Raw genomic sequence first — 26,917 nt, forward strand, 5'->3', positions numbered from 1 at the left:
CGTGTCGATTTCCCTTTTGGTCGTTGGCCACGCAAACACTGGCAAAACCTCGCTTATCCGCACCTTGTTGCGTAGGCAGGATTTTGGTGACGTCAGCGACCGAGCCGGAACCACTCGGCACGTTGAAAGTGTAAAGATCAAAATCGGCCAACAATCAGTCATCACCTTAACCGACACACCAGGGTTTGAAGATTCCATTGGCCTTTGGCAAATCCGCCATTCAGAAGCATTCCGATCTTACCAAGGCGCAGACTGGTTACAGCCATTTTGTGAAAGCCACTTTGCACAAGACGAGTTTGAGCAAGAAGCGAAGATTCTTAAGCAATTAACCAAGGCAGATATCATCTTATACGTGATTGATATTCGCCAGGCACCTCTCGGCAAGTATCTAGATGAACTGGCGTTATTGGCCAGCGCGAATAAACCCATTGTTCCTATCTTAAATTTCAGTGCCTCCCCTAGCGCTCACTTAGAAGCTTGGCGAAAAGTCTTGGCAGAGCGTCATTTACACGCGGTGATAAAATACGACACGGTGGCGTTTTATTTTGAAGACGAAAAACGCTTATACCAAAGCATTCAGAGCCTGATGCCGGAAGATTATGACGCCATCAAGCATCTTATTGAATCCCGAGAAGAAGCCGCGCAATTACGCCGTACCATGGCGGCGAATCAATTAGCCGAATTAATACTAAAAGCCGCCAGCACTCGTATTGAATGCTCAAGCTATCCGCCAAAGGCCAGCGAATCTTCTGCTTTCGAAGACAAAATACGTACATTGGAAAGTCGATATATCGCAGGACTATTACGTCTTTATGAGTTCCAAGAAGACGATTTGAAAGCCACGCCACTGGCGATTAAAAATGATCGCTGGCAACAGGATATTTTTGATGCCGATACATTAAAAGAATGGGGAATAGAAACGGGAACAAGCGCATTAACGGGCGCAGCGATTGGCGCTGGCATTGATGTGATGTCGGCAGGCTTAACATTAGGCACTGCGACGACGATTGGAGCGATTTTGGGTGCCACCTGGAAAACGGGCCAACATTATAAAGACACCCTAAAAAGCAAATTCACTAAGCGTTATTATTTGTGTCTTGATAAAGCCACATTGACGCTTTTATGTCTTCGAGGTTTAACTGCCATCCGGCATTTACATCAGCGTGGACATGCATCCCAGCAAGCATACGAGCTGGCGAATCAAGCACAAGACGATGAGCTTATTGATCAGATCAAACCTTACTGGAAACAAGCCCAGCAACATCCAGAATGGAAAAAACAAGCTTTGCCAGATTCTCATCCAAGCAAACTGGGCTTGCAGAAAGTGTTAAAAAAAGCATTTAGCTCAGACAAGAGGTCTGATAAAAACTCAGACTAACCTTGCTTATTCAATAGTTCCTGATCCAAGCGCCGCTGAGTTTCATGCATCTGCTCTTCACAGGACTTTAATAAACTCACCACGTCGGTTTCATGTAACCCGGCTGTGTCGATTGGCGGCAACATCTCAACAATCACTTTACCATTATTCCAGCGATTCAAGTCCACTTGTCCATGAGTACTACTGCAAACAATGGGTACAATGGGAACACCTGCTTGAACGGCAGCGTGGAAAGCACCGCGTTTAAATGGCAACCAGCCTCGTCCGCGACTTCGTGTGCCTTCAGGAAACATCCAAATAGATAAACCGGTTTTTTTCATGCTAGAAACGATTTGCTCAATGGTCGCAATGGCTTGTTTACGGTCTTCTCTATTGATCAAAAAGTTACCACTTGCCCAATATAAAGCACCAAAGAAAGGAATCCAGCGCAAGCTAGTTTTACCAACCGTCACCACGCCTTTGGGAACCACTGCCGCTAACGTGAATAGATCGAAATTATTTTGATGATTCGCCACGTAAACGGCTTGGGGAATTTGTTTTGCAGATTCAGCGACTCGACCTTCGACCGATAAGCCAAACAAAGGAGCAACTTTGGCAAACACGCGACCTAAGTAGTACACGCGGTTTTTTGACCATAAGGTAAGCAGACAAAACACAATACCCAGAAGTGTTACGCCTACCACCAGCAATAATAGCAATGTCATCCGTATCAAAAGCAACATATTGGAATAAACCTCACATTAACAACCTGTAAGATTGATCTATCATGGTCATTTAGAACTTATTCTTTATGAAAAGTCTCACGCCACTTAAAAAACTCTTCTGCAACCAACGGTTTAGAGAAAAAATAGCCCTGTATTTTATCACAATGATACTGTCTTAAAAGCGCCACACCGGCGGCATTTTCAGCACCTTCTGCGGTCACTTTAAAACCTAAGCTCTGAGACAGCTCAATGGTCGCCTTAGTAATAAATTCGTCACCTTTATTGGTATCAATAAATTGAATAAAGGCTCGGTCTATTTTCACTTCATTAACGGGTAACTCACGCAAATAAGCCAATGAAGATTGACCTGTACCGAAGTCATCGATAGCAAGGTGAATGCCCATTTCCTGAAGCGCTTTTAGCACATTAATCACTTTCACTCGGTCTTTCATCACCGCACTTTCTGTCACCTCTAGTGCAAGCGCACGAGTCGGTAAACGATTCGCTTGCAACGCCTCGGAGACAATAAAAGGCAACTGTTCATCTAACAGATCATGCGCCGATAAATTCACCGCGACGCGTATTTCATGGCCTTGCGCCCACCACTTGCTCAGTTGAGACAAGACAGTATTCAATACCCATTTCGTTAATTGTTGAATGCTACCAGCGTGTTCTAATAAAGAAATAAATTCATCTGGTGGAAGGAAGCCAAGCTCTGGATGAATCCAGCGAATCAGCGCCTCGGCTTCATGACAATCGTCGCCCGCCAAACCAACCTTAGGCTGATAAACAACAAACAACTGACCGCCTTCTAGTGCGGTCGGTAAATCGCGAATAATCGTCAACTGACGGCGGTGATTTTCATCCTGACCGACTTCATAAAAAACACATAATTCACTTGATTCTCGTGCTTCATCGGCAACAATATCCAAGCGACGCATAGCACTATTAACACTCGCCGTGGCGTGTTCAAATGGCAGTACAGCAATACTAATATCAAGACGAATACCAGAGCCTGTTTCTACTTCAAATTCCTCACTGAACAGATACTTTAAATTGCTACAATCTTGCTGTGTGATGGGGCGGTCAAAAATTAATAAAAACTTATCGCCGCTTAATCGGGCCAACATATTGGCATCATGTCCCCATGTTTGAAGACGTCCCGCTACTTTTGATAGCAATATATTTCCAACATCAAAGCCCAACATATTGTTGATATCTTTAAAATGACGAATATTAACAAGCACCAAACCACCCTGCTCTTTGGGTAATTTATCACTCAAATACTGCTCTACCGCACTCTGATTAAACAAGCCTGTCAGCTGATCATGGGAAGCACGATAAGTCAGCTCTTCTTCCCTATTAATAATAGAATCTTGCATTGTCTTCATGGTATTGGATAAAACGCCAAATTCGCCCACCATATCCGGCGCACTAATCTTTTCTTTGTTGCCACCCAGACCAATTTGCTTCGCATAATCCACCAAGCGGCTAATTGGCTGAGTCATATTACGAGCAAGGGCCACACCAAATAACAACGCCAGCGCCAGTGCGCCAGTAAAAATCAACACCAACTGATTACGGGTGTTATTGTAACTCTGCAACCAAGGCCCATAAGGCAAATGAATAATGCCCCATTGATTTGGCATGCCAAGATCTACGCCAAGCGATAGATACTTTTCATCATTGGAAAAAGCTGGGGATTTAAGAATACTTTCAATGCTGCCAATATCTTTAAACAGCGTTTCTTTTTCTGCTAGCGGCAACGTCGATCCGCCGGCAAGAGTATGTGCATCATCCACTTCATAGACAAAACTGATGTCTAATCCCGTGACATTTTTAATCTGTTCGGCCAAGGCTTGGTCTAACAAAAAAGCCATACCCACCCATGCCACCACGTTGGGTGCTTTAATGGGAACTAAAACCAATTGATAAGCTTGATTATCAAAGGCAATCATAGTGCTAATGGATGAGCCTCCTGAACGACGTGCAGCAAAGACTAGCTCTGCAATGGTATTGCTAATATTCAGTTCTTGAGTAGCTGTAATTAATTCGCCTTGAGGGGAAACAAGAAGTGAGATATCCGCGTTAATTCGCGCACCGTGGTTTTGCAAAACAGAACGGATCGTGCCAGTTTCTCTGGTCGCTACCGCTTGCTTAAAACCAAAGTCAGAGGTCAAAATTTCAACGCCCTTGGTTAGCTGTTCGGCGCGTGCTTCTAAAAATAAATCGAAGACATTGCGTGACACATCGATGGAGTGAACACCTTGCTTGTAATTATCTTCTTTTAAAGATGACAATACAGCCAGTGCCGTTCCTAACTGAACCAACGCAAGCAACACTAAGACAAACAGAATGAGTCGTGCTTGAAAGCTTTTTAACACCTTAAAACCTCTTTAATGCTAATTCCCCAGGCGGCTTAACTTAAATCCCAAAAACACAACGATGATCAAGAATAATAGGGCTTATGCTGTTTTTATACCATATCCAACAATACACCTAATTTTGCCAGTAATTATCTTTCCAATAGTCGATTTGATCGTCACCGAGGAAACTCCACGCAACAAACCGACTGATTTTCTGGCCTTGCGCCATTTCAATCGTTTTCACTTGGCGAGCACCGACTTCTTTTAATGTCCGATAAATCGCCTCTAAATTGCCCTGACGCGCCACTAAAGAGGTAAACCAAAAACAACGATCTGCGTACTGCACACTTTCTTTTACCATGCGCGAGACAAAACCTGCCTCGCCACCATCACACCATAATTCTGCTGCAGTGCCGCCAAAGTTCAGCACTGGCTTTTCCGTTGACGTTTTACCTTTTACGCCACGCCATTTACGCTGAGATTCGTCTATCATCGCCGACTCGCTGGTATGAAAAGGTGGGTTACATAAGGTCAAATCGAAGCGATCTTTTTCCTTCCACACACCCTCAAAAAGCTTAGCAGGTTGAGTTTGTAAACGGGCACTAATCGCCCCTTTTAAACAAGCGTTGGATTTAACAATGGTGTCGCACGTCGCCACAGCAACGGGATTCACATCGGAACCAACAAACTGCCAGCCATATTCTTGATGACCAATAATCGGATACACGCAGTTCGCGCCAACTCCCACATCCAAAACTTTTACGCCTTTGCCACGAGGAATCACGCCAGCATTGCTGGCTGCTAATAAATCGGCTAAATAGTGAATGTAATCCGCTCGTCCAGGAATCGGCGGGCAAAGATAGCCGGGGGGAATATCCCAAAAGGCAACACCATAGAAATGACTAAGCAAGGCACGATTTAAAGTTTTCACTGCGTCAGGGTTAGCAAAGTCCACTGACTCATTACCGTATTGATTCAGTTGGATAAAACCAGACAATTCAGGGCAAGAATCCGCCAATAAAGCAAAATCATAACGCGCACGATGCGGGTTACGAGGATGAAGTTCTAATTTATTGGTGCGTTTGCTTTTCGTATTCTTGCTTTTTAAGACCACTGTAATGCCATTGTTTTAAACCAAAACGCGAGTATAACCGAATTCCTCTGCTTGGACTAAATACGCTGAAATATCACCAATCTGGAAAGCTGGAAGGTCACGGTTCAGGGTACGGAATGAGGCCTTTTGCCACTTCTTCCGTGAGCTTTCTAAACCATTCAACGGCTGGGTCTCGTTCAATACTTTTAGGCCAACTTAAAAAATATTTTGAGTCGGGAAACTCAACGGGAAGCGGCTTCATAGTGAGGTTAAATTGCGCACAAAATCGTTCCGCCAATAAACCGCTGGTACTGATTAGCAACGAAGTTCGTCCTACCGTTTCTAGCGCAGATAAAAAATACGGTGTACGAAACGCAAAGCGTCGCTCATGCGCCCTGTCTGCCAACACAAAATCACTTACCACACGTCGAGTTCCACCCATGCTAACCAGCACATGTGAAAAGCTTAAATACTCATCCAGGCTAATCTTGTCTTGTTTAGCAAGCGGATGATTATTCGACATGATGCAGCGGAACTTCTCACGCCCCAACAAAACTTTGCGGTATGTATTGGGAATTTCAATGTATTCGCTGCATAACACCACATCGACAGAATGCTCGGTTTGACTGACTAAGCTGGTTTCAGTAATGGTCGTCGTTTCTAAAGAGGCAAATGGTGCTTCTTGATAAAAGCGCTCGGCTATCGCCGGCACATACGCTTGAGCCTGGTAATGCGTGGTTTGTAAACGAAACACTCGACGACTACTTTGCGGTTGAAAATCAGGAGGTGACTCCAGTCCCGCCATTTGCTCCAGCATAAGCTTTAATGGCGCTTCTAATGCTAAGGCTTTCGACGTTGGCACCATGCCTTTTGAGGTACGAATAAACAAAGGATCATCAAAGGCATCACGTAATCGATTAAGCAACCGACTCATAGCAGATTGACTCAAATACAGACGATCCGCCGCCCGCCCAACATTACGCTCTTCCAATAAATATAAGAGGCCAGTCAGGGATTTAAGGTCCAAATGTTGTAGCGAGCTTGGGATCATGACTAAATCTCGATTTATGCATAATGATTAGAACTATTATGCATTGGATTTAATGAAGAGAGAAAGCCATTATGACCTTTCTGATTCACTTAATTTTAAAAGGTCACTGCCATGCCAACCGCAAAACAGACTTTCTTGTACGGCCTATTTTTTAGTTCTGTTACCGTGCTGTTTTGGGGAATGCTGCCCATTGCCCTCAAACTGTCTGGCGGGTTTTCCGATCCTATTACTCTGACTTGGCTACGCTTTTCGGTGGCTGGGATCATTTTGGGTTTATGGCAATGGCAACGCGGCAAACTGGGCGAGTTCAAATCCCTGTCAAAAAATGACTGGCTGAGACTTTTCGCCGCAGGAACGTTTTTGATTGTTAACTACACAAGCTTCGCATGGAGCTTGAACTTTTTATTACCAGGTTCGGCGCAATTAAGCTTTCAAATCGCACCGCTGTTTCTCGCCTTAGGCGGCTTATTCTTTTTGAAAGAGAAAATTAACTGGCAGCAATGGTTATGCTTTGTAGGAATCGGTTTGGGTATGCTGGTATTTTTTCATCCTATTTTTGGACAAGGCGGTCAAGGGTCAATCTGGATTGGTTTCGCTATTGTTCAGATGTCTGCGGCGGCATGGTCTATGTATGCGTTACTGCAGAAGTCTTTGTTCAAACACCTAGCGCCGTCAAACATCTTACTAGCAATTTATATCTATGCTTTAGTCGTTATGCTGCCGTTTTCATCGCCAAGCGAGCTACTGAAGATGTCACCTGATGATGCTTTGATTGCGGCATTTTGCTGCCTAAATACACTTATCGCTTATGGTGCTTTCGCACAAGCCATGCGCTATTGGCAAACTGTTCAAGTCAGTGCTTCAATCGCGTTAACACCTGTGATGGCCTTCATATTGACCGAGTTTTGTGTCACTTTTGGCTGGTGGTCAGGCAGCATCAGTTCGTCACATGCGGATTTGTTAAGTTTGTTTGGCATGCTGATTGTCATTGTTAGCGCGATTAACGTGCAATTAATTAGCGCCAGAGTACAGCGTAAAGCCGCCTTACTGACAAAGTCATTAAGTGAAGCGGCTTAAATTGACTATCGAAGCTTTAGACCGTTAAAGCCATAATGTGAATGGGATGATTGAAATACTTAAAATAAGCAGCACAGCGATTAGCGTAAAAATAGCTTCCGTCGGGTTTTGACGAGCATGCTGTAAGTAACCCAATATCCACTGCCCAAAAGTTATCGGGCGCATGGTTTGAGCACGAGCTATTTGATCTTCGCGAATCAATTCCCGCGCTCTTATCGCTTGCTCTTTATCTTTTACCCAAAGCCCTGCCATGGAAATTTGCCAGCGCCCTGCGGTGGTTTCGTAGAAGGCAATATCATGATCGGCTAATAATTGACGAATATCATCCGCTTCCTCTTCAGGAACGTATTTCAGCCGAAAAACCAGAGTTGCCATATTGTAAAAACCTTGAGCTTAGAAATTGAGCGGTAGAGAGTAAGAGAAGCCAGCCAAGAATACAATCTTGTCGCGTAAATGGCTTTTTAAGGAAAAGCGTTTTCTTCAAACCAAGCAATCACTTGCTCTTTTGGTAAAGGCCGACAGAAGTAATAACCTTGCACTCTGTCAACGCCAAGCTCTCGAACCGCATTTAATTGATCTTCGCGCTCAACACCTTCAGCCACCAACTCCATATTTAGCTCTTTTGCCAATTTGGTAACCGACGTTAAGATTTGGCGAGTAAATTGGTCATCTCTCAAGCTGGCAATAAAAATTTGATCCAGCTTCAATGTGTCGTATGGGAAACGACGAAGAAAATCCAAGCCCGCATAGCCAGTACCAAAATCATCAACAGACAAACCAACACCTAACGCTTTAATGTGTTCAAAACGACTCACCATCAAAGGCAACTCAGCAGAATCTAATACACTGGTTTCTGTCACTTCCAGACCGAGTCGACCCTTTAATTCAGGATACTCTTCAAGGATATCAGCCAATCTTGGCGCAAAACATTCTTTAAGTAGGCTATGCCTGTCCACGTTCACGGATATTTTAATGTGTCTTAGTTGCTCAGGATATTCTCGATAAAAATCCCCAACCTTACGGATCACCATCCAAGTCAGATCATCAATCAAACCCAATCGGTCTGCCATGTCTACAATCACCAGTGGCGAGACTTGGCCATGGCGAAATGATCGCCACCGAATAAGCGCTTCCATTTCATGAAATCCGCCCTCTTTTAAGGAAACAATCGGCTGAAAATGCACGTCCATGGCATTATTTTTAATCGCTCGTTTGATACAGTGGCGCAACGAGCGACGGTAATAAATCAGCACTAAATGCCCAATGTAAAATGCTAAAAACAAAAGTACCCAACTAGCCACAATAAAAGGTGAAAGCGTCCCTAAATGACGCCAGTATAAACTAGAGGGTAAAAACACAGCCAATGACATTGACCAATCCGCTAAAGACACTTCTTGCTCAGCTAATACATTCGAATCAATATTTTCTCTATTTGAAGAAAAGATTTGCTTTCCAATCGTCAATTCATAGAAATAATCAGGCAATAAAATTTGATCGACACTGACAGCAATTCTTTCTGGTGACGCTAATCCATTTATACCAAGGCCATCTGGTCTTTGATAAAACGCAAAGAAAGTCGATTCACCCAACGTATTAGAATCCACTAAAGAGACTGTTTTGCGATCCGCACTATGGGTAATTCTTGATGCTATCGAATTATAGATTTTAAAATTAGTTGGACCTAAACTTGAGCAATAAACGATAAAATCTGAGTTGAACAAGCCCATTTCTTTCAACGTCGGAGAGTAAAAGGTTGCGCGTCTTAAACGCTTCAAATCAGGCTTTTCACAAGCCAGACTACTTTCATCAGCAACCTGTTTTAACTCAGTAAAAATACCATTCATTCGATCGGATAAAGCGTTTTTGGCAGCATCAGTGCGCTTATCTAAGTCATTCAATAAAGAAAAATAAAGGCCGAGGGTAAAAATAGCGGAGGTGATAAACAAAGAAAGGAAGCTATAAAAAAAGATGACTCTTTTTCTCGAAGTCACTATTCCTGTGATATTTTCAAACACTAAACGACCTCCTTTGTGTTTAACCTCAGACAAAAAGCACTTTGTGCAAAAATATCGCATATAATATTGATAATTACATAGATATCAAAATGTACCAATAAAAAAGACCACCCGAGGACAGCCTTTTATATATAACATAAGTAATAAGTACTTTACTCGATATATCTATCCAACTAAATCATAAAGCATCGCGAGCTATATCGCTTTTCAAAACACAATAAATCAACTCTTTATTATTGAGAGGCTTTTTGAATGACTATCGACAAGTAACCGACTTCGAAACCAAATTTTGTCATAATGGATTCGTTCATCACCACGCCGTCTTTCACCATGTACATTCGGTCATCTACATTAACTTCAATCAAATCGTCGTCGTAAGGCACTTCTAGAACATACTTCATAAACAAGGCATTACCGGCAATATTAATCTCACCCGTTCCGATTACATCATTTGCCGTTGCGGTGTACTTACCTTGTGTGTCCGGTGTCATTATCCAAGTTCTTTTTTGTACTTCACCATCATCGAATACAAAGACTTCAGCAAGGGTTCCAACACCCTTATCCCAGCTTCCCTCTAAGGTTGCATTGAAATAGCGAATCACTTCACCACTGCGATTTTTCAAGGTACCGTGAGCCGTTAAAGAACCCGAAAAGAACGTCTGTAAATCAAACTTAGGTTCATTCTTGGCGTATAAAGACACATCAGGTGTCGAACAAGCTGTGAGTAATATAAGGCACAATAAGATAGAAATTTTGCCTGAAATAGATCGCCATAAATGACTCATATTATTTCCCCTAAAACCAAAAAACGACTACATGTAATGGTATTGAATATCGACCGTTTGATATTTACCTTGTTCGTCACAAATATTAGCTCGGCCGGTAAAGCGCAATAACCTTTTATCAGCTGGATCATACGCAACCACAATAGGATCTACTGCCAAGCTAACAAACCAAGAAACAGGTTTAAGCGCAAAACACATAGCACCCTCTTTTGTGCCATCAACACAGGTGACTTGACTAAAACGAAAGCTAAATGTTGATTGCTTACTTGGTACCAGATACTCAATATCCATCTCTTTTCCAGAGATCAAGGTATCCCAATACTGTTTTACAAAAGCATCAAAGCCCGCATCGACAACCATGCCAGCTTCTAGCTTCACTGATTCTTTTTCGACTTTTGCAGCGCTATTTTCTTGATAGTTTACTTGGAGTTGGTCACCGGTCTGAGTGACATCAATTTTTTCACCGTTACGTTCATTAAGTTGGGAAAAGCTTGGCGTAATTCGTGACTGGGATAGGTCGATGGTTTTATTGGCAAAAATACGTCCATCAGGTTCTGAGTACTCAACTTTATAAACGTCTTCGCTGATTTTTTGATGGGTTTCTCGGTATAACAAAGTTCCTGTTTCTATACTGTAGGCACTACCGACAATTTTAGAAAAAGAAGTATCGGCCATACTAAAGGAACTACATATAAGAGCCAAAACAGCGATGACAAGAAGTCGCTTTTTCGCTGACAAAACAAGAAAATCTTTCATAACCTTATCTACCTTTATTCTGAAAATAATGCCCATTTTTGACAAAGCCATACGCCCAACGGTAACACCATAGACCAAATAATAGCGACCGTTAACAAACTCAAAACAATCGGTTCAGCTAACGTAATCCCTGCCAACTTCGCCCCTGCAAAATAACTCATGGTTGGACCAATCGCACCCAGTAGAGCACAGAAGACATAACGAGAACGCAAAAAAACCAGACTATGAGCAAACAAGGTACCAACACAAATCCAAAGACAAAGCAGCCAAACCGGTGGAAATTTAGTATCGCCTAAGGTATCAGTATTAGTCGAGAAAATACCGATTTGAAACAGGGCTCCGTCAACAACTAAACCAAGAACAAGAAAGGCAAACAGCAAACGCCACTCGCGTCGAGACGTCATAAAGTAGCGATCATGCAAAAACAAGTACAAAACCGTCGCAATTAACGCCCAAGTGCTGCCAGCCAATAAACAGATAAACCAAACAGTCTGAAATAAAATGGCATTTATCAATGATTTCATGCCATCCACTCCTTTTATCTCTGCTCAATCGATAGACGATGATCGGGCTTGGCAAACACAAACTGCCCAGTACTTATTGCACGTTCTTTAAAACCACCTTCACAATAGGCGAGATAAAAATCCCACATACGGCAAAATACATCATCAAACCCCATCTCAGTGACTTCACGACGAGCGGCATGAAAACGCGTTCGCCAATCAGCAAGGGTTTTCGCGTAATGTTCTGTGATGTCCTCTAAACCAACAATTTGCATATCGGTTTTCGACGCTATTTTATGAGCTATCACTTGGTTAGAGGGCAAACATCCACCGGGAAAAATGTAACGCTGAATAAAATCCACAGAGCTGCGTGCATAATCATAGCGTTGATCAGCAATGGTTATGGCTTGAATCACCATAACACCGTGCGGTTTCAATAGCGCACTGCACTTAGAAAAATAACTGTCGTAGTATTCGTGTCCCACCGCTTCGATCATTTCGATCGACACCAGCTTGTCATATTGACCTTGAAGATCACGATAATCCTCAAGCAATAAAGTGATTTTGTCTTGTAAGCCTTCGGCTTCGACCCGCGTTTTGGCAAATTCGTACTGCTCTTTTGAGATAGTCGTCGTGGTCACTTGGCAACCATAATGCTTAGCAGCATGAATCGCCATGCCGCCCCAACCAGTACCAATTTCTAGCAAATGATCGTCTTTGCTTAGCTGTAGCTTTTGACAAATTCGATCTAATTTATTCACCGACGCCTCTTCCAAAGAAGAATCAATCTGAGGGTAAACCGCAGAGGAATACATCATGGTCGGATCTAAAAACAAAGAGAAGAAATCATTACCCAAATCATAATGAGCAGAAATATTGTCCTTTGAGCCCTTTTTAGTATTGGCGTTTAGCTTATGAATAATCTTGGCACCAATACGACTCCAAATCGGACGTTTCGCGTCCATTTTGTTAATCAGGTTCAAATTAGCAACCATCAAGCGGATAACACCAACAACGTCTGATGAAGACCACCAGCCTTTCATATAGGCTTCGCCCGCACCAATACTACTGTTTAAGAACACATCGCGGTAGGCATGAATATCGTGAACATGAATGTGAGCAATATATTGAGTATTATCTTTCGCTTCACCAAAAGAATAGATTTCGCCATCCTCTTCCAACGTAAGGTGCCCCACTTCCAATTTACCTAGCATGGTAAAAACCATTTTGCGGGCGACATTATCAAACCATGTTGTTGTACGTTTTTTTCTCACTTTTTGATTATCCATACTGACGGAGTTCATACTTGTTAGTCTCCTAATGCGTTTTGCTACTTAATTTACTACTGACTACTTATTACTCTTTTTAGTAGCAGCGGTAGACGATGAATTCGGATGTGAATAAAAAGGGACCCTCTTCATCCAAAGCTTAAGTGCTTGCCAATAAATACCGAATGCGACTTGCATCGTCATGACCGGATAACCAAACAGTACCCTAGCCATAGAACTTGATGTCAGTGTCATTCGAGTCAGTGATAATGTGGCGTCAAACACACACTGTTCCCCCTCTAACTCTTTGTTCTGCATGTGTACCGTTAACTTCTTATTCGGAACATTGCTGCGCCAATCATAAAAATGTTCCATCGGATGAAAAGGCGACACATGCATTGCCTTATTGAATTGAATACGCTGCATTTGATTGCTTGGATCACATTTTAAAACGTAAGGTATTTTCTCGTTCCAAGGGGTATTAGTAACTTCAAGCAACATGGCTTGCAGCTGCTCATTTTCATCAAAGCAGTAATAGATGGTAATGGGGTTAATGATGAAGCCAAAGTAGCGGCAATTGGTCAGCATGCGCACAGAGCCTGATAACTTCAGCCCCAGACGATCATTCACTTCCGACAACACCGCTTGTTTAATGGAAAGAGATTGGTTCCCGAAATAATCCTTCCGAGAGAATCGAGCGAGAGACCAATTCTTCATTGACCACCAAGGACTCATCGCCAACACATCGTCCAACTCGTCTAAGTCGAAATACATCATAAAGACGCGATAACGAAAGACATGCGAACGCGGTGTAAAACGACGATGCCGCACCATGCCGTGATAAATAGCACTGTGCTTAGGAACAAAATCTACCATGAAATACCAAGTCCATTAGCGACACGAACACCGCTCCAGCAACCATCTTCATGGAATCCGTTGCGCCAGTAGGCACCACAGAACCATGTTTTGTTCACACCATTTATATCAGACCAACGATCTTGAGCCTTGATGCCTTCCAAGGTAAAGGTAGGATGAGAATACAGAAATCGCCCAACTATTTTGTCTTCTGCGATCATCTCGGTCTGATTCAAAGTGACCACATAAGTCGTATCACTGGAAAAATGCTGCAGAATATTCATATTATAGCTAAGCGTCGCAGGCTTGGTTCGATCCGCACCTAAATGATAATTCCAGCTCGACCAAGCTAATTTTTTCTTTGGTAACAATCGTGTGTCAGTGTGAAGCACCACATCGTTATTTCGATACGGAATTGCTCCCAATATTGATTGTTCGTCTAAAGAAGGATCCGCCAGCAAAGCCAAGGCTTCATCACTATGGCAAGCGAACACCACTTGATCGAAAGTTTGCGTAGAGCCATCAGCAAAGTGAATCACGACCTCGTCTTCAGCACGATGAATTTTTGCGATATCAGCCCCGAGCACAATTCGATCTTCGAACTTTTCCACCAATGGTTTCAAATACGCCGACGAACCACCTTCGATCACTCGCCATTGTGGACGATCATTCACGCTCAACAAACCGTGATTTTTAAAGAAGCGAACGAAAAACACCAATGGAAAGTCCATCATTTCATCCAAGGTAGACGACCAAATCGCGCTCCCCATAGGAATCAGGTAATGGCTCGCAAAGCGACTGCCGTAGCCTTTTTCTTTCAGATATTCGCCAAGCGTCACACCTTCTTTTAACTGACCGCTTTCTAGGTCCAAAATGGCTTCTTTATTAAAACGTAAGATGTCTTTTAACATACCAATAAAAGAGAAGTTCAATAGGTTTCGACGCTGAGCAAACAAGGTGTTTAAGTTGTTTCCGCCATACTCTAATCCGCTACGCTGACAGCTCACGCTAAAGCTCATTTCTGTTGCTTTAGACTTCACTCCCAGCTCGTCCATCAAGCGAATGAAGTTCGGATAAGTCCAATCATTAAACACAATAAAACCAGTATCAATTGCCCGAGTTCCGCCAGCTTCCTCTACTTGTACCGTCGCAGTATGACCACCAATACGCTCTGCAGATTCAAATACCGTCACATCATGCTGTTGCTGCAAAAGATACGCACTGGTGAGACCGGAAATCCCTGATCCAATAATGGCAATTTTCACTCACTGTCCCCCTTAAAACATATTTTTTATGACCAGCCAAACTGGTGTTTTTATTTGATTTTTATCGCTATTTCTTTGGCGCTAATTTGGAAAGCCATAACTTCGGAAAATGTCGCCCAACCCATAACATGGCGGTTAAACGCTTAGGAAAAGCGAATTCATACGGACGGGATGCCAATGCCTCAAACATGCGTTTTGCAGCGTCTTCCGGCGACATTAGAAATGGCATATCAAAAGTATTTTTCTGTGTTAATGGCGTGTCGACAAAACCCGGTAATAGACAGGTAACATCAACATTGAACTGTTTCAGATCCATCCGTAAAGAAGATAAGAAATATCGAATCGCGGCTTTACTTGCGCCATAGGCTTCGGCTTGAGGAAAAGCAGCTTGCACGGCTTGTGAACTCACTCCCACCAAATGCGGACGTGGTGCTTTTTTTAGCAAAGGTAAACACACTTCAACACTGTTAACTAAGCCAAAAAAATTAACCGACATAATGCGATCCATCATTTTCCAATTTGGCTCATTAATATCTAAATATTCACAGGTTCCTGCATTCAATACAGCACAATCTAAATGAGCAGAATAGGAACTTAATATGTTGTGGATAGCATCAATCTGGCTGTCATCTGTCATATCAAAAGGCACAAACGTTAAGCTATCAAACGCTTCCATTAGACCATCAAGTTCACCAGAGGTTCTCGCACTGGCCAAAACTCGCCAGCCGTCCTCTAGATAGCGCTTAGTCAAAGCAAGGCCAATTCCTGAACTCGCTCCGGTTATCCAAACGACTTTTTGATTTACCGCCTGACTCATAAAATTCTCCCTTACGTTAATTCGCTAGGCGCTTTTTTAAACCTTTCACCACAGCGCCCAACAAAGGCACATGTTCATAAATCAACTGGCCAAGGTCATAAACATCTTCATGGAAATAGATACGCTCGTTAAATTGCACCTGACTGATACCACGCACCGTGATGGTTTGATTGCCTAGTTTTGGATGCTTAAAATGCATGTTCCATTTTATGTACGCCGTATTCTCGGACACAATTTGATCCAAATATTCAAAACGGCCACTGTGAACGTTGACACACATTTCAGACAGATAAGCGTGCAAGTTTTCCGCACCACGTAACTCATGGACAGGATCTTTGAACAATACATCTTCTGTATATACGTCATCTATTTTGTCGAGCTGTGGATGTTTCACATCAAGATAAAACGCTTTAAAACGCTCTATTAACAAAGAGTTGGGATCCATTTTAGAGTCCGCCATGCTCATCACTTACCTTAAATACTTATATAGGAGGAATTGATCGTAAATCGATTCGTTTCATTTATTACCATTAAACGCAATTAACCAGATTCTGGATCACTCTTTCTTACTATTTAAGCCCGCGGCTTTTTTACTGTTAAAAAAATCAAATGTGATCCATCCTTCTAATCAGCACGTATATTTGAAAAAAGACATGTCAGCTTTCCTTTTTGGAGCAATAAATGGAACGCGCAACACAAATAGAACCAGATGAACAACGCGTAGCGGATATGCTTGCTATTGCGGAGCAAAGAGATCAAGCGGCACTCGTTCGACTGTTTGATCACTATGTTCCGAAAGTAAGAGCTTTCTGTCTCGCCGCACAACCTGGCGCGAATTTAATGGCCGATGACATAGCTCAAGAAGTGATGATTCGCATCTGGAACAAGGCTCATACTTACAAACCTGAGTCCGCGTCTCTCAACACTTGGGTTTTTACTCTAGCAAGAAACGCACGTATTGATTATTTGCGTAAAAACAGTCGCCATCAATCAGATATTGATCCTGAATATCTTTGGCAAAATGTGGTCGACGAGAATGCAGACCCGTTTAAAGACGCACAACAAAAAAGAGATCAGGAACGGATTCAACAAGGCTTAGATAAATTACCTGCGGATCAAAAACAGGTTTTAGCTAAAGTTTATTTAGAAGGCAAAACCCATAAAGAAGCAGCAGAAGAGTTATCTCTTCCTCTCGGAACAATAAAGTCTCGAGTTCGCCTTGCTTTGCACAAACTCACTATTTACGTTAAGAGGTAGTATCGATGATTAACTACCATCCATCGATTGAAATACTGACCGACTACGCTGCCGGCTCATTACCATTAGCTCACTCTTTATGTGTGTCTACACATTTAGAGCGTTGCCAAGAATGCCAACAGCAAATCCGCAAGCTGGAAATGCTTGGCTCGCACCTTTTTGATCAGACTAAAACCGATAGTCGTCAGCTGAGCAATTTAAAAGATAGCTTTTTTGAAAAGCTAAACCGACAAGTCGAGCAAGAAAGCGATGATCTGAAGGCTGAAGAAGAGCCAGCAGTGATTGATTGGGATAACTACGCTATACCTAAGAGCCTTCGTCAATTTATTAAAAAAAGTTACGATGACCTCAATTGGATGCGTTTATCCCCCTCGTTTAAGATCGCTACGCTTTATAACGAAGAAGGCGGTGCACAAATTGCTTTAACAAGAGTAAAAGCTGGCGCTCACATGCCAACTCACACTCATACCGGCGATGAAATCACCTTGGTATTAGAAGGCGCTTTTTCTGATGAAAGCGGTGTTTATCGACAAGGCGACTTTATCAATCGTGACGCCAGCCACAAACATAAGCCAATCGTCACCAAAGACGCGGAATGCATCTGTTTGACAGTATTAGACGCTCCGATTGAATTTACCGGCTGGTTAACGCGATTATTGAATCCAATCATGCGTCGCTACCATCCACATTCGAGTTAATAAAAGCGGCTGTGCCTATCAGCAGAGCCAACGATAGGCACACGATTGCAGACGTTAGCCAATAACAAGCAAATTTTGTGAAAATCTGATATAGTCGTTGTTCAAACTAAAAACAAGGACTATTTATCATGGCAACTAAGAAGAAACAGCCAGCAGCTTCGGAGACGTCTGAATCCATTGAAAAGCAAATGCAAGAGTTTCTAGCTCGCGGTGGACACATAGATAAAATCGATTCAGGAGTTAGTGGGCAATCTCAGCTAACAGGATCACGCCACATTTCCCTAGGAAATAGCAAAACGAAAGCACAATAAGCTTTAGGGATACTTACTACTAGTAAATATCCCTCGCTATTTTCGTTTGTACGCCAACTCTATAGACGCTGTTTTAAGATTACCTTATTAACGCAAATTAGGTTGGCGAATCAAATAGTTACCTGATATTTTTCTATTTATACATAAAGCCTAAAATAATAATCTAACTTTATATAGATGCAGGAACATTATGCTTACCGAATCAGATCGCGCTTTTTTCCGTCCTAAATGGCGTCGAGTTGCCGTCACACTATTCTGTGTGGCATGGGCAATTCTGGAATGGGTATCAAATGAACCTATCTGGGCCATGGTTGCAGCGGGCATCACGCTATATTGTTTGTGGAACTTCTTCTATAAATTTGAAGAACCAACAGACGAAGACAATACACCAACCAGCTAACCAACAAAGCAAACCTCTAGGCCATTTACCTTATTTACTGTTTTCCTCATACACATTGACGAATAAAATAGTTGTGAAAGTTCTTTACTAACTGGTCATATTTTCGCCACACAAACGTCACGACCCTGTCATATTGACGCTCTAACCTCTGTAATAAGATACATAAAAACTTATTAGAGCGGAGCACCACTGTGATACAAGTCGAGCAAATGATTGCCAGTAAATCCCCTCAATTTTTCGACAAAAGCCCATTTATCACTCGCCCGACGTTAAGCGTGTTAAAACGCTTATTCCACGAAAGTGAAGTAAACCAATTCCTGGAAAAAAACAACGGCTGTGTCGGCTTCGAATTTATTGATCGCGTTCTGGATCACTTCAACTTTAGTTATCAAGTGAGTCAAGTGGACCGTCGAAATATTCCCGCTAGCGGACGAGTGATGATCATCGCCAATCACCCTCTTGGTGCCTTAGATGGTCTCGCTTTACTTCGATTGATCGGTGAAATCCGTCCAGACGTAAAAATCGTCGCCAATGATTTATTAATGGGATTTGACGGTTTAAAACAACTCGTACTTCCCGTCGATAATCTCGGTGGAAAAACCGGACGCCAGCAACTAAAAGCCATCATGAGCTGCTTACATAATGAAGAAGCGGTGATTATTTTCCCTGCTGGCGAGGTATCTCGTATGTCGCCAAGCGGCGTAAAAGACCAGCATTGGAATCAAAACTATCTAAAACTGGCGCAAAAAACCAACAGTCCGTTATTGCCAGTTCACATTGGCGGCCGAAATTCCATGCTGTTTTATACCAGCTCTCTTTTGTATCGCCCACTCTCTACCTTGCAGCTTGCTAACGAAATGTTCCGCCAGCGTAATCGTAAAATTCCGATGCAAGTTGGCCAAGCTATTCCGATTCAAGAGCTGGCACAGTTGCCTTTAAGCGATAAAGAGAAAAACAAACTGGTGAAGCGCCATTTGTATCGTATTGCTAAAGGCAAAAAACCGCTGCTTAAAACAGAAAAAACCGTTGAGCATCCGCAAAATAGACAGATGATCAAACAAGAGCTCAAAATTGCCGAGCATCTTGGCAGCACCAAAGACAACAAACAAATTTACCTATTTGATTACGATCCGATGTCGGTGACGATGAAAGAAATCGGGCGCTTGCGTGAAATCGCCTTTCGTAAAGTCGGTGAAGGCACAGGCGAGCGCTCTGATTTAGACAAATTCGATCAATACTATCGCCATTTGATCTTATGGGATGAGGAAGAGCTAGAAATCGTTGGCGCTTATCGCATCGGTGAAGTTGCACGCTACATGAAATCAGACACACCAAATCGTATCTACAGCGCCGAGTTGTTCCAATACTCTTGCGATATGGAACCTTATTTCGAACAAGGCATCGAGCTAGGACGTAGCTTTATCCAGCCAAAATATTGGGGCAAACGCAGCCTAGATTATTTGTGGTACGGCATTGGAGCGTATTTAGATAAACATCCTGAAATTCGCTATATGTTTGGTCCAGTGAGCCTAAGCAACAGCTACCCACAAATAGCGAAAGATTTTATTGTTTCTTTCTACAAGCTTTATTATGCCGACAAAGAACACTTGGCGCGTTCTTTCACGCCTTATCAAGTCAACGCTGAACATGCTGACATCATATCTGGCATGTTCAGTGGTGATGATTATGAAGAAGATTTTAGAGTGCTAAAAGAACAGCTTAGCCACTTTGGTGCCAGCGTACCAACACTGTTCAAGCAGTACAGTGAATTGTGTGAACCGGGCGGGGTTCGCTTCTTAGACTTTGGTGTCGATGCCGACTTTGGCTACTGTGTGGACGGTTTGGTCCTAGTAGACCTAAATACAGTCAAAGAAGCGAAAAACAAACGTTACCGCGGTCATAACGATGGCACTCAGCCATAACTAGCGATCACGAATCGTGGTGATGTCGGCGATAGTGACGGCCGTGAGCATGACGAACATGAGAGTGATGGCTATGGGAATGGTCATCATCTTGTTGTTCTGGGCGCTTAAAGACAACCAGATACACAATCTTAATGATCAGCATAATACTTAACACAATAAGAACGATCATTTGAATATCCATAGAAACACCTCGTTATTTTTGTTGGTGTCATTTGAGTATAGGACATGAAAGCGGTCTACAATGTGAATTTACTGTTTAAAATACAGACAAAAATCGTAAGCTCTGAAATGACGCATTAAGCGTCGCTTTAAACAATAAAACGGATCAAAAAAATACACCCGAAAAAGATCTTAGCGCTTTTTTTCTTTTGGATTAATCAGTTAAAAAATATGGCGTAAGCTTTGCTTCACCTTTTAAAGAATCTTTTTCGAGAGCATATTTAAAGAATATGTTTTATCTACCCTCGGGCTTTTGCAGTAGCCTTACACATTTGTCTATCGCTAGACCATGGAGCTGGAAATGATTGAGAAAACCTATTTGAAAACCAAACCAGAATGCAAAGTAAAATTCGCCTTGCCTGCTGAAGTGATCGGTGATGCAAAAAGCGTCGCTGTCGTTGGTGATTTTAATAATTGGGACAGCACAGCCAACCCGATGAAAAAACAGAAGTCTGGCATTTTTGTGTCGACTCTTAATTTGGATATCGAAACCTCGTACCAATTTCGTTATGTTCTGGACGGCACAGAATGGCTAAACGATGACATGGCTGATGCCTATGTTCCAAGCCCAATAAGCTACGACACCAACGGCGTGATCAGCTTGTAATAGCGCTTCTTAGCCTTTACTTCCACAAACAGCGCGTCTCACTTTTAGACTTTGAGTTGAGACGCTCGCCTCTCTCAATGCCTTGTTTGAGGGATCTTTTACATACAATCATCCTGTAATCAATTTCCTTAAATAACCTCGTTCCATAGCGTCATCTTTTTGCCCCAAACGACTAATTCATGGATTCGAGCTGCAATTTATAGTCAAAATATGTACAATTGTTTTTATTAAACGCGCGTTTAATAAAAACTCAAATATCTCAATGCCCTCCAAACAGAGCATTGAAACAGACATAAAGAGGCACATCATGGCACATCAGCAGCAATACATTCATGGCCGCTACCATGCATCCACCAGCGGTGAACACTTTGAGACAATCAACCCAGCCACAGGCGAAGTGATTGCAACAGTCGAGCACGCAGGACAAGCTGAACTAGATGCTGCTATCGAGTCTGCCAAACAAGGTCAAAAAGTGTGGGCCGCAATGAGCCCTGTAGAACGCGGCCGTATTCTAAAAAGAGCAGCGGAACTATTACGTGAAAACAACGAAGAACTTGCTCGTCTAGAAGTATTAGACACAGGCAAGCCACTTCAAGAAGCTATTTGCGTAGACATTCAAACAGGCGCTGACGTGATCGAATATTACGCAGGTCTAACCGACAAGATCCAAGGCGATTACCAAGACCTTGGCAATGGCAACTTCTTCTACACTCGTCGCGAGCCACTTGGCATTTGCGCTGGCATCGGCGCGTGGAACTACCCGATTCAAATCGCTATGTGGAAATCTGGTCCTGCGCTGGCTGCCGGTAACGCGATGATCTTCAAACCTTCAGAAGAAACACCGCTTACAGCGCTTAAACTGGCGGAAATATACACCCAAGCGGGCTTGCCCGATGGTGTTTTCAACGTCATTCAAGGGGACGGTCGCACAGGTCAAATGATCACCAACCACCCAGACATCGACAAAGTCTCTTTCACTGGCGAAGTGGGAACAGGCAAAAAAGTCATGGCCGCTTCTGCACAATCTTTGAAGCAGGTAACCATGGAACTTGGTGGTAAATCACCAATGATCATCTTCCCAGACATGCCTGTCGATCAGGCTGTTTCTGCGGCGATGCTAGCCAACTTCTATACACAAGGCGAAGTTTGCACCAACGGTACTCGTGTATTCGTGCACGCTGACATGTTGGACGCTTTCACCAAAGAATTAAAACAACGTACTGAAGCCATGATTATTGGTGATCCAATGGATATGAACACGCAAGTCGGCGCGTTGATTTCCAAAGATCACATGCAGAAAGTCTTGGGCTACATTCAAGCGGCCAAAGACGCTGGTGCGACCTTGTTATGCGGCGGTTACCAAATTACTGAAAACGGCTTAGACAAAGGTGCCTTTGTTGCTCCAACTGTTTTCACTGATTGCACCGACGACATGCCACAAGTACGTGATGAAATCTTCGGCCCAGTCATGTCTGTGCTTAGCTTCACCGACGAAGACGAAGTGATTGCTCGCGCTAACGATACTAAACTTGGCTTAGCCGCTGGCGTATTCACCAAAGACTTTGCTCGTGCACATCGCATTATTGGTCAAATGCAGGCCGGTATTTGCTGGATCAACGCATGGGGCTCTTCTCCGGCCGAAATGCCAGTGGGCGGTTACAAAGAGTCTGGTATCGGTCGTGAAAACGGCATCGAAACCTTGTACCACTACACACAAACAAAAAGTGTTTTTGTCGATCTAAACGACATTCAAAGCCCTTACTAGTCGGCTCAACACTTTACTTTAACGAGCCTCTTTTATTAAACGAGGCTCTTATTAAACGAGATAAGCATGGCAAACGAAACGTACGATTACATCATCGTCGGTGCTGGCTCCGCAGGGTGTGTGCTAGCAGACCGACTGACAGAAAGTGGCGAACACAAGGTGTTGCTATTGGAAATGGGCGGCTCAGATAAAAGCGTCTTTATCCAAATGCCAACGGCCTTGTCTTACCCAATGAACACGACAAAATACGCGTGGCAATTCCACACGGACAAAGAGCCTGGTCTTGATGGCCGTGAAATGCATTGCCCACGCGGCAAAGTACTAGGCGGTTCATCGTCTATTAACGGCATGGTTTATGTGCGTGGTCATGCGTGTGATTTCGACCAATGGGAAGAAAACGGCGCCAAAGGTTGGAACTACCAAACTTGCCTGCCTTACTTTAAAAAAGCCGAAACATGGAAAGGCGGCGCGGACTTATACCGTGGCGGCGACGGCCCATTGTCGACCAACAACGGCAACGACATGACCTACAACCCGCTTTACCAAGCCTTTATCGATGCAGGCGAAGAAGCCGGTTACGGCAAAACTGACGACTACAACGCGTTTCGTCAGGAAGGTTTTGGACCAATGCACATGACAGTAAAAAATGGCGTGCGTGCTTCTACGTCTAACGCCTATTTACGTCGTGCTATGCAACGCCCTAACCTAACACTCAAAACAGGCGTTCTAAGCCACAAAGTGTTATTTGAAAATAAAAAAGCCACAGGCATTGAGTTCAGCAAAAACGGCCAAACTCAACACGCCACTGCCAGCAAAGAAGTCATTCTGTCAGCTGGCTCGGTTGGTTCACCACAGTTGTTACAACTGTCTGGCGTAGGTCCAAAAGACGTACTAGAAAAAGCCGGCGTTCCTATGGTTCACGAACTGCCAGGCGTTGGTGAAAACCTGCAAGACCATTTGGAAGTCTACTTCCAGTACTACTGCAAACAACCTGTGACGCTAAACAGTAAGCTTGGCTTGATCAGCAAAGGTTTGATCGGTACTCGCTGGATGTTGTTTAAAGCCGGACTAGGCGCAACTAACCACTTTGAATCTTGTGGTTTCATTCGCTCTCGTGCAGGTCTTAAATGGCCAAACATTCAATATCACTTCTTGCCAGCGGCCATGCGTTACGACGGCCAAGCAGCGGTTGAAGGCCATGGTTTCCAAGTACACGTTGGCCCAAACAAGCCAGAAAGCCGTGGTAAGTTATGGATAGAATCCGCTAATCCAGCGGCGAAACCACGTATCTTGTTTAACTACATATCGACGGAACAAGACAAGCAAGACTGGCGCGACACCATTCGCCTAACCCGCGAAGTACTTCAACAATCGGCGCTAGACGATTACCGTGGAGATGAAATTCAGCCCGGGATGAACATCCAGAGCGATGAAGAAATCGACCAATGGGTAAAAGATAACGTGGAGAGTGCTTATCATCCATCTTGTACTTGTAAGATGGGCGACGACAACGACCCGATGGCCGTGCTGAACGAGCAATGCCAAGTCCGCGGAATCGAAAGCCTACGCGTGGTGGATTCGTCTATCTTCCCGACCATCACCAACGGCAACTTAAACGCACCAACTATCATGGTAGCGGAAAAAGCCGCCGACATGATTCTTGGCAAAGCCGCCTTGCCGAGCCTAGATGCACCCGTTTGGATTCATCCAGAGTTTGAAACCAAACAGCGTTAATAAAAGGCAAAAAAGCTCACAAAAAACGCCTGCTAAATCCTAGCAGGCGTTTTTTTGTTTAGGCGCTTCGTTCTATTTCAATAGCCGTTATTGCAACTCAGCTATTTCAACTCAAAGACGGCAAAACCATTTTCATCTAAAGACTGATAAACCATGTTTTTACCAGCGGCTTCTTTTGCTTTCGGCGAGCTTGTAAACAAGACTTTTGCTTTACCAAACTCGGTAAACGACCAATTGCCGTCAGCCGCTGGATTTATGGTTGTTTGGCTCAGTAGGTAATTCGCCACTACATCACGGTTCTTATCTGGCGCATCAATCACGATGGTTTCGCCATTCAGGTTAGGGAAATGACCGCCGCCGCCAGCGCGATAGTTATTGGTTGCTACCAAGAACTCATCTTTCATTCTTAATGGTTCGCCGTTAAACATCGCCTTGGTAATACGATGCGCGTCTTTATTCACCACTTCCCCATCTCCGTTGTAGCGAGCAGGCTGGGTGACATCGATACGGTACGAAATACCGTCGATCACATCAAAGTTATAAGTTGGGAAAGACGCATTCACCAATTCTTGTGGCTTAGCAGATGTCGTATCGATTTGATTAAACTGCCCTGCCGCGGCTTCTAACCACTCAACCACTTGTTCGCCACTTAACTTCACGACTTTTAAATCGTTTGGATAAATGTACAAATCACTGACGTTTTTCAGCGCGATATCGCCTTTTGGCACATCAGTATAATATTCTGGGCCACCGCGACCACCAGCCTTGAACGGCGCTGCCGCAGACAAGATTGGCAAACCTTCATAAGATGTACCACGAACGATATTTTCCACATACCAAATCTGCGCATTGTTCACGATCTGAATGGATGGATCATCTTGCACGAGTGCAAAGAAACTATTGATGTCCGCCGTAGATTCACCGACTTTACGACGCATGTAGGCCAAAGTACCTTCGTGCTCGGTTTCTACCGCGTCATTGATACTCGCATCGGCTTCAACCAAAGCTACAGTAGTTCGGCCTTCACGGCGAGAAATAGCACGCACTTCGGCTTTGCCATCAGCGACTTTCCAACCATTGCCAGCTGGCTCAAGTTTCAGGTCAATTACCCCAAGGTGAGAACCCCAAAAGCCGGGCATAGTTGCTGGTTTTCCAAATACCGTGCCTTTTTCGCCATCCACACCTTCAAAGGCGTCTAATGCTTTGTCGCCAGGAAAAATGCGATGAGAGTGACCAAATAAAATCGCATCAATGCCGTCTACTTTTGCAAGATGATAAGACGCGTTTTCTTCGCCTTTCATGTAAGGCGAGTTCATCATGCCACTGTGCGGAATCGCGATAATCACATCCGCGCCTTTGGCTTTCATTTCAGGAATGTATTTATTGGCTGTTTCGATAATGTCTTTGGCAATAACTTTATGAGTTAAATTGTCTTTATCCCAGGTCATAATTTGCGGTGGTACAAAACCAATGTAACCGATTTTGACCGTTTGTTTTTTGCCGTCAGAATCGACGAAAGTTTTGTCTTTGATGATATAAGGTTGGAAATAAGGCTGATCGTTAGACGCATCGTTGTCGCCATCGTCCACATACACGTTAGAGTTAACGTAAGGGAAATTAGCGCCACTTAAACTCTTCATTAAAAAGTCTAAGCCGTAGTTAAACTCGTGGTTACCGATATTACCCACATCGTAATCTAATAAGTTCATCGCTTTAAATGCAGGATGCGTCTCACCAAAGCGCAGCACTCGACCCTTGGCAACATAATCGCCCAACGGTGTGCCCTGTAATAAGTCACCGTTATCCACCAACACAGAGTTGGTTACTTCAGCACGCGCCGCTTTGATCAAAGTCGCCACACGAGACAAGCCCACCGCATCACTTTGCTTATCGCCGTAGTAATCGTAATCCACCAAATTCATGTGAATATCCGTGGTTTCCATGACCCGCAAGTCAATGGTAGAAGCCTGCGCCATCGCAGCAAACAACAAAGAAGAGGCGAAAAGCGTCGCGCCCTTAGGAACAAAAAACGTCATGCAAAAACTCCATTCATACAATCATCTTGCGT

The 26,917-nt window shown here is 43.5% G+C and carries 26 protein-coding genes; 10 read left to right on the forward strand and 16 right to left on the reverse strand.

Translation table 11 applies throughout. The features are described 5' to 3' along the window. Position 1 precedes the first annotated feature (1 nt). Positions 2-1,378 (forward strand): DUF3482 domain-containing protein, encoded by a 1,377-nt coding sequence (locus ACO05V_RS00380; RefSeq protein WP_421846433.1) that lies wholly within the window; start codon positions 2-4, stop codon positions 1,376-1,378. Here the strand turns inward: ACO05V_RS00380 and ACO05V_RS00385 are convergent. The 4 genes from ACO05V_RS00385 to ACO05V_RS00400 form a co-directional block, all read right to left on the reverse strand. Continuing rightward, positions 1,375-2,100 (reverse strand): 1-acylglycerol-3-phosphate O-acyltransferase, encoded by a 726-nt coding sequence (locus ACO05V_RS00385; protein ID WP_421846435.1) that lies wholly within the window; start codon positions 2,098-2,100, stop codon positions 1,375-1,377. The genes ACO05V_RS00380 and ACO05V_RS00385 overlap by 4 nt on opposite strands. A 59-nt stretch (positions 2,101-2,159) precedes the next feature. Further along, positions 2,160-4,466 carry an EAL domain-containing protein gene (locus ACO05V_RS00390; RefSeq protein WP_421846437.1) on the reverse strand — a complete coding sequence of 769 codons (2,307 nt, stop codon included), beginning with the start codon at positions 4,464-4,466 and terminating at the stop codon, positions 2,160-2,162. A gap of 115 nt (positions 4,467-4,581) precedes the next feature. Continuing rightward, positions 4,582-5,562: a 23S rRNA (adenine(1618)-N(6))-methyltransferase RlmF gene (gene rlmF / locus ACO05V_RS00395; RefSeq protein WP_421846439.1), complete on the reverse strand. Its 981-nt coding sequence runs from the start codon at positions 5,560-5,562 to the stop codon at positions 4,582-4,584. 97 nt (positions 5,563-5,659) lie between these two features. Continuing rightward, positions 5,660-6,592, reverse strand: coding sequence for a LysR family transcriptional regulator (locus ACO05V_RS00400; RefSeq protein WP_421846441.1), 933 nt, complete (start codon positions 6,590-6,592; stop codon positions 5,660-5,662). A gap of 111 nt (positions 6,593-6,703) precedes the next feature. On the opposite strand from ACO05V_RS00400, the gene ACO05V_RS00405 reads away from it, so the two are divergent. Then, on the forward strand, positions 6,704-7,669 hold the full coding sequence (locus tag ACO05V_RS00405; protein WP_421846443.1) for a DMT family transporter: 966 nt from the start codon (positions 6,704-6,706) through the stop codon (positions 7,667-7,669). Positions 7,670-7,693: 24 nt separating this feature from the next. Here ACO05V_RS00405 and ACO05V_RS00410 read toward each other — a convergent pair whose 3' ends face one another. From ACO05V_RS00410 to ACO05V_RS00455, 10 genes are all read right to left on the reverse strand, one after another. After that, positions 7,694-8,044, reverse strand: a complete 351-nt coding sequence (locus tag ACO05V_RS00410; RefSeq protein ID WP_421846445.1) for a DUF6164 family protein — start codon at positions 8,042-8,044, stop codon at positions 7,694-7,696. An 86-nt stretch (positions 8,045-8,130) separates the two neighbouring features. Then, entirely contained in the window at positions 8,131-9,684 is a 1,554-nt protein-coding gene (locus ACO05V_RS00415; RefSeq protein ID WP_421846447.1) for an EAL domain-containing protein, read from the reverse strand. Between the two features lie 233 nt (positions 9,685-9,917). Then, positions 9,918-10,469 (reverse strand): DUF3833 domain-containing protein, encoded by a 552-nt coding sequence (locus tag ACO05V_RS00420; protein WP_421846449.1) that lies wholly within the window; start codon positions 10,467-10,469, stop codon positions 9,918-9,920. 27 nt (positions 10,470-10,496) lie between these two features. Further along, positions 10,497-11,225: a hypothetical protein gene (locus ACO05V_RS00425; RefSeq protein ID WP_421846451.1), complete on the reverse strand. Its 729-nt coding sequence runs from the start codon at positions 11,223-11,225 to the stop codon at positions 10,497-10,499. Positions 11,226-11,239: 14 nt separating this feature from the next. Further along, positions 11,240-11,749 carry a DUF2878 domain-containing protein gene (locus ACO05V_RS00430; RefSeq protein ID WP_421846453.1) on the reverse strand — a complete coding sequence of 170 codons (510 nt, stop codon included), beginning with the start codon at positions 11,747-11,749 and terminating at the stop codon, positions 11,240-11,242. A gap of 14 nt (positions 11,750-11,763) precedes the next feature. After that, positions 11,764-13,032 (reverse strand): class I SAM-dependent methyltransferase, encoded by a 1,269-nt coding sequence (locus ACO05V_RS00435; protein ID WP_421846455.1) that lies wholly within the window; start codon positions 13,030-13,032, stop codon positions 11,764-11,766. A gap of 45 nt (positions 13,033-13,077) precedes the next feature. Beyond that, positions 13,078-13,872 carry a DUF1365 domain-containing protein gene (locus ACO05V_RS00440; RefSeq protein ID WP_421846457.1) on the reverse strand — a complete coding sequence of 265 codons (795 nt, stop codon included), beginning with the start codon at positions 13,870-13,872 and terminating at the stop codon, positions 13,078-13,080. Beyond that, positions 13,866-15,116, reverse strand: a complete 1,251-nt coding sequence (locus ACO05V_RS00445; protein WP_421846459.1) for an NAD(P)/FAD-dependent oxidoreductase — start codon at positions 15,114-15,116, stop codon at positions 13,866-13,868. The genes ACO05V_RS00440 and ACO05V_RS00445 overlap by 7 nt, the downstream gene beginning before the upstream one ends. 67 nt (positions 15,117-15,183) lie before the next feature. Next, on the reverse strand, positions 15,184-15,933 hold the full coding sequence (locus ACO05V_RS00450; protein ID WP_421846461.1) for an SDR family NAD(P)-dependent oxidoreductase: 750 nt from the start codon (positions 15,931-15,933) through the stop codon (positions 15,184-15,186). A 16-nt stretch (positions 15,934-15,949) separates the two neighbouring features. Continuing rightward, positions 15,950-16,393: a nuclear transport factor 2 family protein gene (locus tag ACO05V_RS00455; protein ID WP_421846463.1), complete on the reverse strand. Its 444-nt coding sequence runs from the start codon at positions 16,391-16,393 to the stop codon at positions 15,950-15,952. Positions 16,394-16,614: 221 nt separating this feature from the next. On the opposite strand from ACO05V_RS00455, the gene ACO05V_RS00460 reads away from it, so the two are divergent. The 5 genes from ACO05V_RS00460 (at position 16,615) to ACO05V_RS00480 (ending at position 20,521) form a co-directional block, all read left to right on the forward strand. After that, entirely contained in the window at positions 16,615-17,190 is a 576-nt protein-coding gene (locus ACO05V_RS00460) for an RNA polymerase sigma factor (protein ID WP_421846465.1), read from the forward strand. 5 nt (positions 17,191-17,195) lie between these two features. After that, entirely contained in the window at positions 17,196-17,888 is a 693-nt protein-coding gene (locus ACO05V_RS00465; protein ID WP_421846467.1) for a ChrR family anti-sigma-E factor, read from the forward strand. A 128-nt stretch (positions 17,889-18,016) separates the two neighbouring features. Beyond that, a complete protein-coding gene (locus ACO05V_RS00470) occupies positions 18,017-18,199 on the forward strand; it encodes a hypothetical protein (protein WP_048814147.1) in 183 nt (60 codons plus the stop codon). A 190-nt stretch (positions 18,200-18,389) separates the two neighbouring features. After that, positions 18,390-18,599, forward strand: a complete 210-nt coding sequence (locus ACO05V_RS00475) for a hypothetical protein (protein WP_421846469.1) — start codon at positions 18,390-18,392, stop codon at positions 18,597-18,599. Between the two features lie 191 nt (positions 18,600-18,790). Continuing rightward, positions 18,791-20,521 (forward strand): GNAT family N-acyltransferase, encoded by a 1,731-nt coding sequence (locus tag ACO05V_RS00480; protein ID WP_421846471.1) that lies wholly within the window; start codon positions 18,791-18,793, stop codon positions 20,519-20,521. Positions 20,522-20,528: 7 nt separating this feature from the next. On the opposite strand, the gene ACO05V_RS00485 is transcribed toward ACO05V_RS00480, so the two are convergent. Continuing rightward, positions 20,529-20,705: a hypothetical protein gene (locus ACO05V_RS00485; protein WP_421846473.1), complete on the reverse strand. Its 177-nt coding sequence runs from the start codon at positions 20,703-20,705 to the stop codon at positions 20,529-20,531. A gap of 339 nt (positions 20,706-21,044) precedes the next feature. Here ACO05V_RS00485 and ACO05V_RS00490 point away from each other — a divergent pair, with 339 nt between their 5' ends. The 3 genes from ACO05V_RS00490 (at position 21,045) to betA (ending at position 24,849) form a co-directional block, all read left to right on the forward strand. Further along, on the forward strand, positions 21,045-21,350 hold the full coding sequence (locus tag ACO05V_RS00490; RefSeq protein ID WP_421846475.1) for an isoamylase early set domain-containing protein: 306 nt from the start codon (positions 21,045-21,047) through the stop codon (positions 21,348-21,350). A 307-nt stretch (positions 21,351-21,657) separates the two neighbouring features. After that, entirely contained in the window at positions 21,658-23,115 is a 1,458-nt protein-coding gene (gene betB / locus ACO05V_RS00495; RefSeq protein ID WP_421846477.1) for a betaine-aldehyde dehydrogenase, read from the forward strand. Positions 23,116-23,181: 66 nt separating this feature from the next. Then, a complete protein-coding gene (gene betA / locus ACO05V_RS00500) occupies positions 23,182-24,849 on the forward strand; it encodes a choline dehydrogenase (protein ID WP_421846479.1) in 1,668 nt (555 codons plus the stop codon). 101 nt (positions 24,850-24,950) lie between these two features. On the opposite strand, the gene ACO05V_RS00505 is transcribed toward betA, so the two are convergent. After that, a complete protein-coding gene (locus ACO05V_RS00505; protein ID WP_421846481.1) occupies positions 24,951-26,885 on the reverse strand; it encodes a bifunctional 2',3'-cyclic-nucleotide 2'-phosphodiesterase/3'-nucleotidase in 1,935 nt (644 codons plus the stop codon). Positions 26,886-26,917 lie beyond the last annotated feature (32 nt).

Origin of the sequence: Marinomonas sp., from assembly GCF_965225885.1 — a bacterium.
GTDB lineage: Bacteria > Pseudomonadota > Gammaproteobacteria > Pseudomonadales > Marinomonadaceae > Marinomonas.

What these genes read in the sequence shown, in the direction of transcription:
- ACO05V_RS00460 (WP_421846465.1), top strand. Translation starts at nt 16,615, where the DNA reads ATGGAACGCGCAACACAAATAGAACCAGATGAACAACGCGTAGCGGAT.
- betA (WP_421846479.1), top strand. Translation starts at nt 23,182, where the DNA reads ATGGCAAACGAAACGTACGATTACATCATCGTCGGTGCTGGCTCCGCA.
- ACO05V_RS00450 (WP_421846461.1), bottom strand. Translation starts at nt 15,933, where the DNA reads ATGAGTCAGGCGGTAAATCAAAAAGTCGTTTGGATAACCGGAGCGAGT.
- ACO05V_RS00435 (WP_421846455.1), bottom strand. Translation starts at nt 13,032, where the DNA reads ATGAACTCCGTCAGTATGGATAATCAAAAAGTGAGAAAAAAACGTACA.
- ACO05V_RS00400 (WP_421846441.1), bottom strand. Translation starts at nt 6,592, where the DNA reads ATGATCCCAAGCTCGCTACAACATTTGGACCTTAAATCCCTGACTGGC.
- ACO05V_RS00385 (WP_421846435.1), bottom strand. Translation starts at nt 2,100, where the DNA reads ATGTTGCTTTTGATACGGATGACATTGCTATTATTGCTGGTGGTAGGC.
- ACO05V_RS00410 (WP_421846445.1), bottom strand. Translation starts at nt 8,044, where the DNA reads ATGGCAACTCTGGTTTTTCGGCTGAAATACGTTCCTGAAGAGGAAGCG.
- betB (WP_421846477.1), top strand. Translation starts at nt 21,658, where the DNA reads ATGGCACATCAGCAGCAATACATTCATGGCCGCTACCATGCATCCACC.
- ACO05V_RS00425 (WP_421846451.1), bottom strand. Translation starts at nt 11,225, where the DNA reads ATGAAAGATTTTCTTGTTTTGTCAGCGAAAAAGCGACTTCTTGTCATC.
- ACO05V_RS00465 (WP_421846467.1), top strand. Translation starts at nt 17,196, where the DNA reads ATGATTAACTACCATCCATCGATTGAAATACTGACCGACTACGCTGCC.
- ACO05V_RS00505 (WP_421846481.1), bottom strand. Translation starts at nt 26,885, where the DNA reads ATGACGTTTTTTGTTCCTAAGGGCGCGACGCTTTTCGCCTCTTCTTTG.
- ACO05V_RS00430 (WP_421846453.1), bottom strand. Translation starts at nt 11,749, where the DNA reads ATGAAATCATTGATAAATGCCATTTTATTTCAGACTGTTTGGTTTATC.
- ACO05V_RS00470 (WP_048814147.1), top strand. Translation starts at nt 18,017, where the DNA reads ATGGCAACTAAGAAGAAACAGCCAGCAGCTTCGGAGACGTCTGAATCC.
- ACO05V_RS00455 (WP_421846463.1), bottom strand. Translation starts at nt 16,393, where the DNA reads ATGGCGGACTCTAAAATGGATCCCAACTCTTTGTTAATAGAGCGTTTT.
- ACO05V_RS00475 (WP_421846469.1), top strand. Translation starts at nt 18,390, where the DNA reads ATGCTTACCGAATCAGATCGCGCTTTTTTCCGTCCTAAATGGCGTCGA.
- ACO05V_RS00485 (WP_421846473.1), bottom strand. Translation starts at nt 20,705, where the DNA reads ATGGATATTCAAATGATCGTTCTTATTGTGTTAAGTATTATGCTGATC.
- ACO05V_RS00490 (WP_421846475.1), top strand. Translation starts at nt 21,045, where the DNA reads ATGATTGAGAAAACCTATTTGAAAACCAAACCAGAATGCAAAGTAAAA.
- ACO05V_RS00420 (WP_421846449.1), bottom strand. Translation starts at nt 10,469, where the DNA reads ATGAGTCATTTATGGCGATCTATTTCAGGCAAAATTTCTATCTTATTG.
- ACO05V_RS00440 (WP_421846457.1), bottom strand. Translation starts at nt 13,872, where the DNA reads ATGGTAGATTTTGTTCCTAAGCACAGTGCTATTTATCACGGCATGGTG.
- ACO05V_RS00405 (WP_421846443.1), top strand. Translation starts at nt 6,704, where the DNA reads ATGCCAACCGCAAAACAGACTTTCTTGTACGGCCTATTTTTTAGTTCT.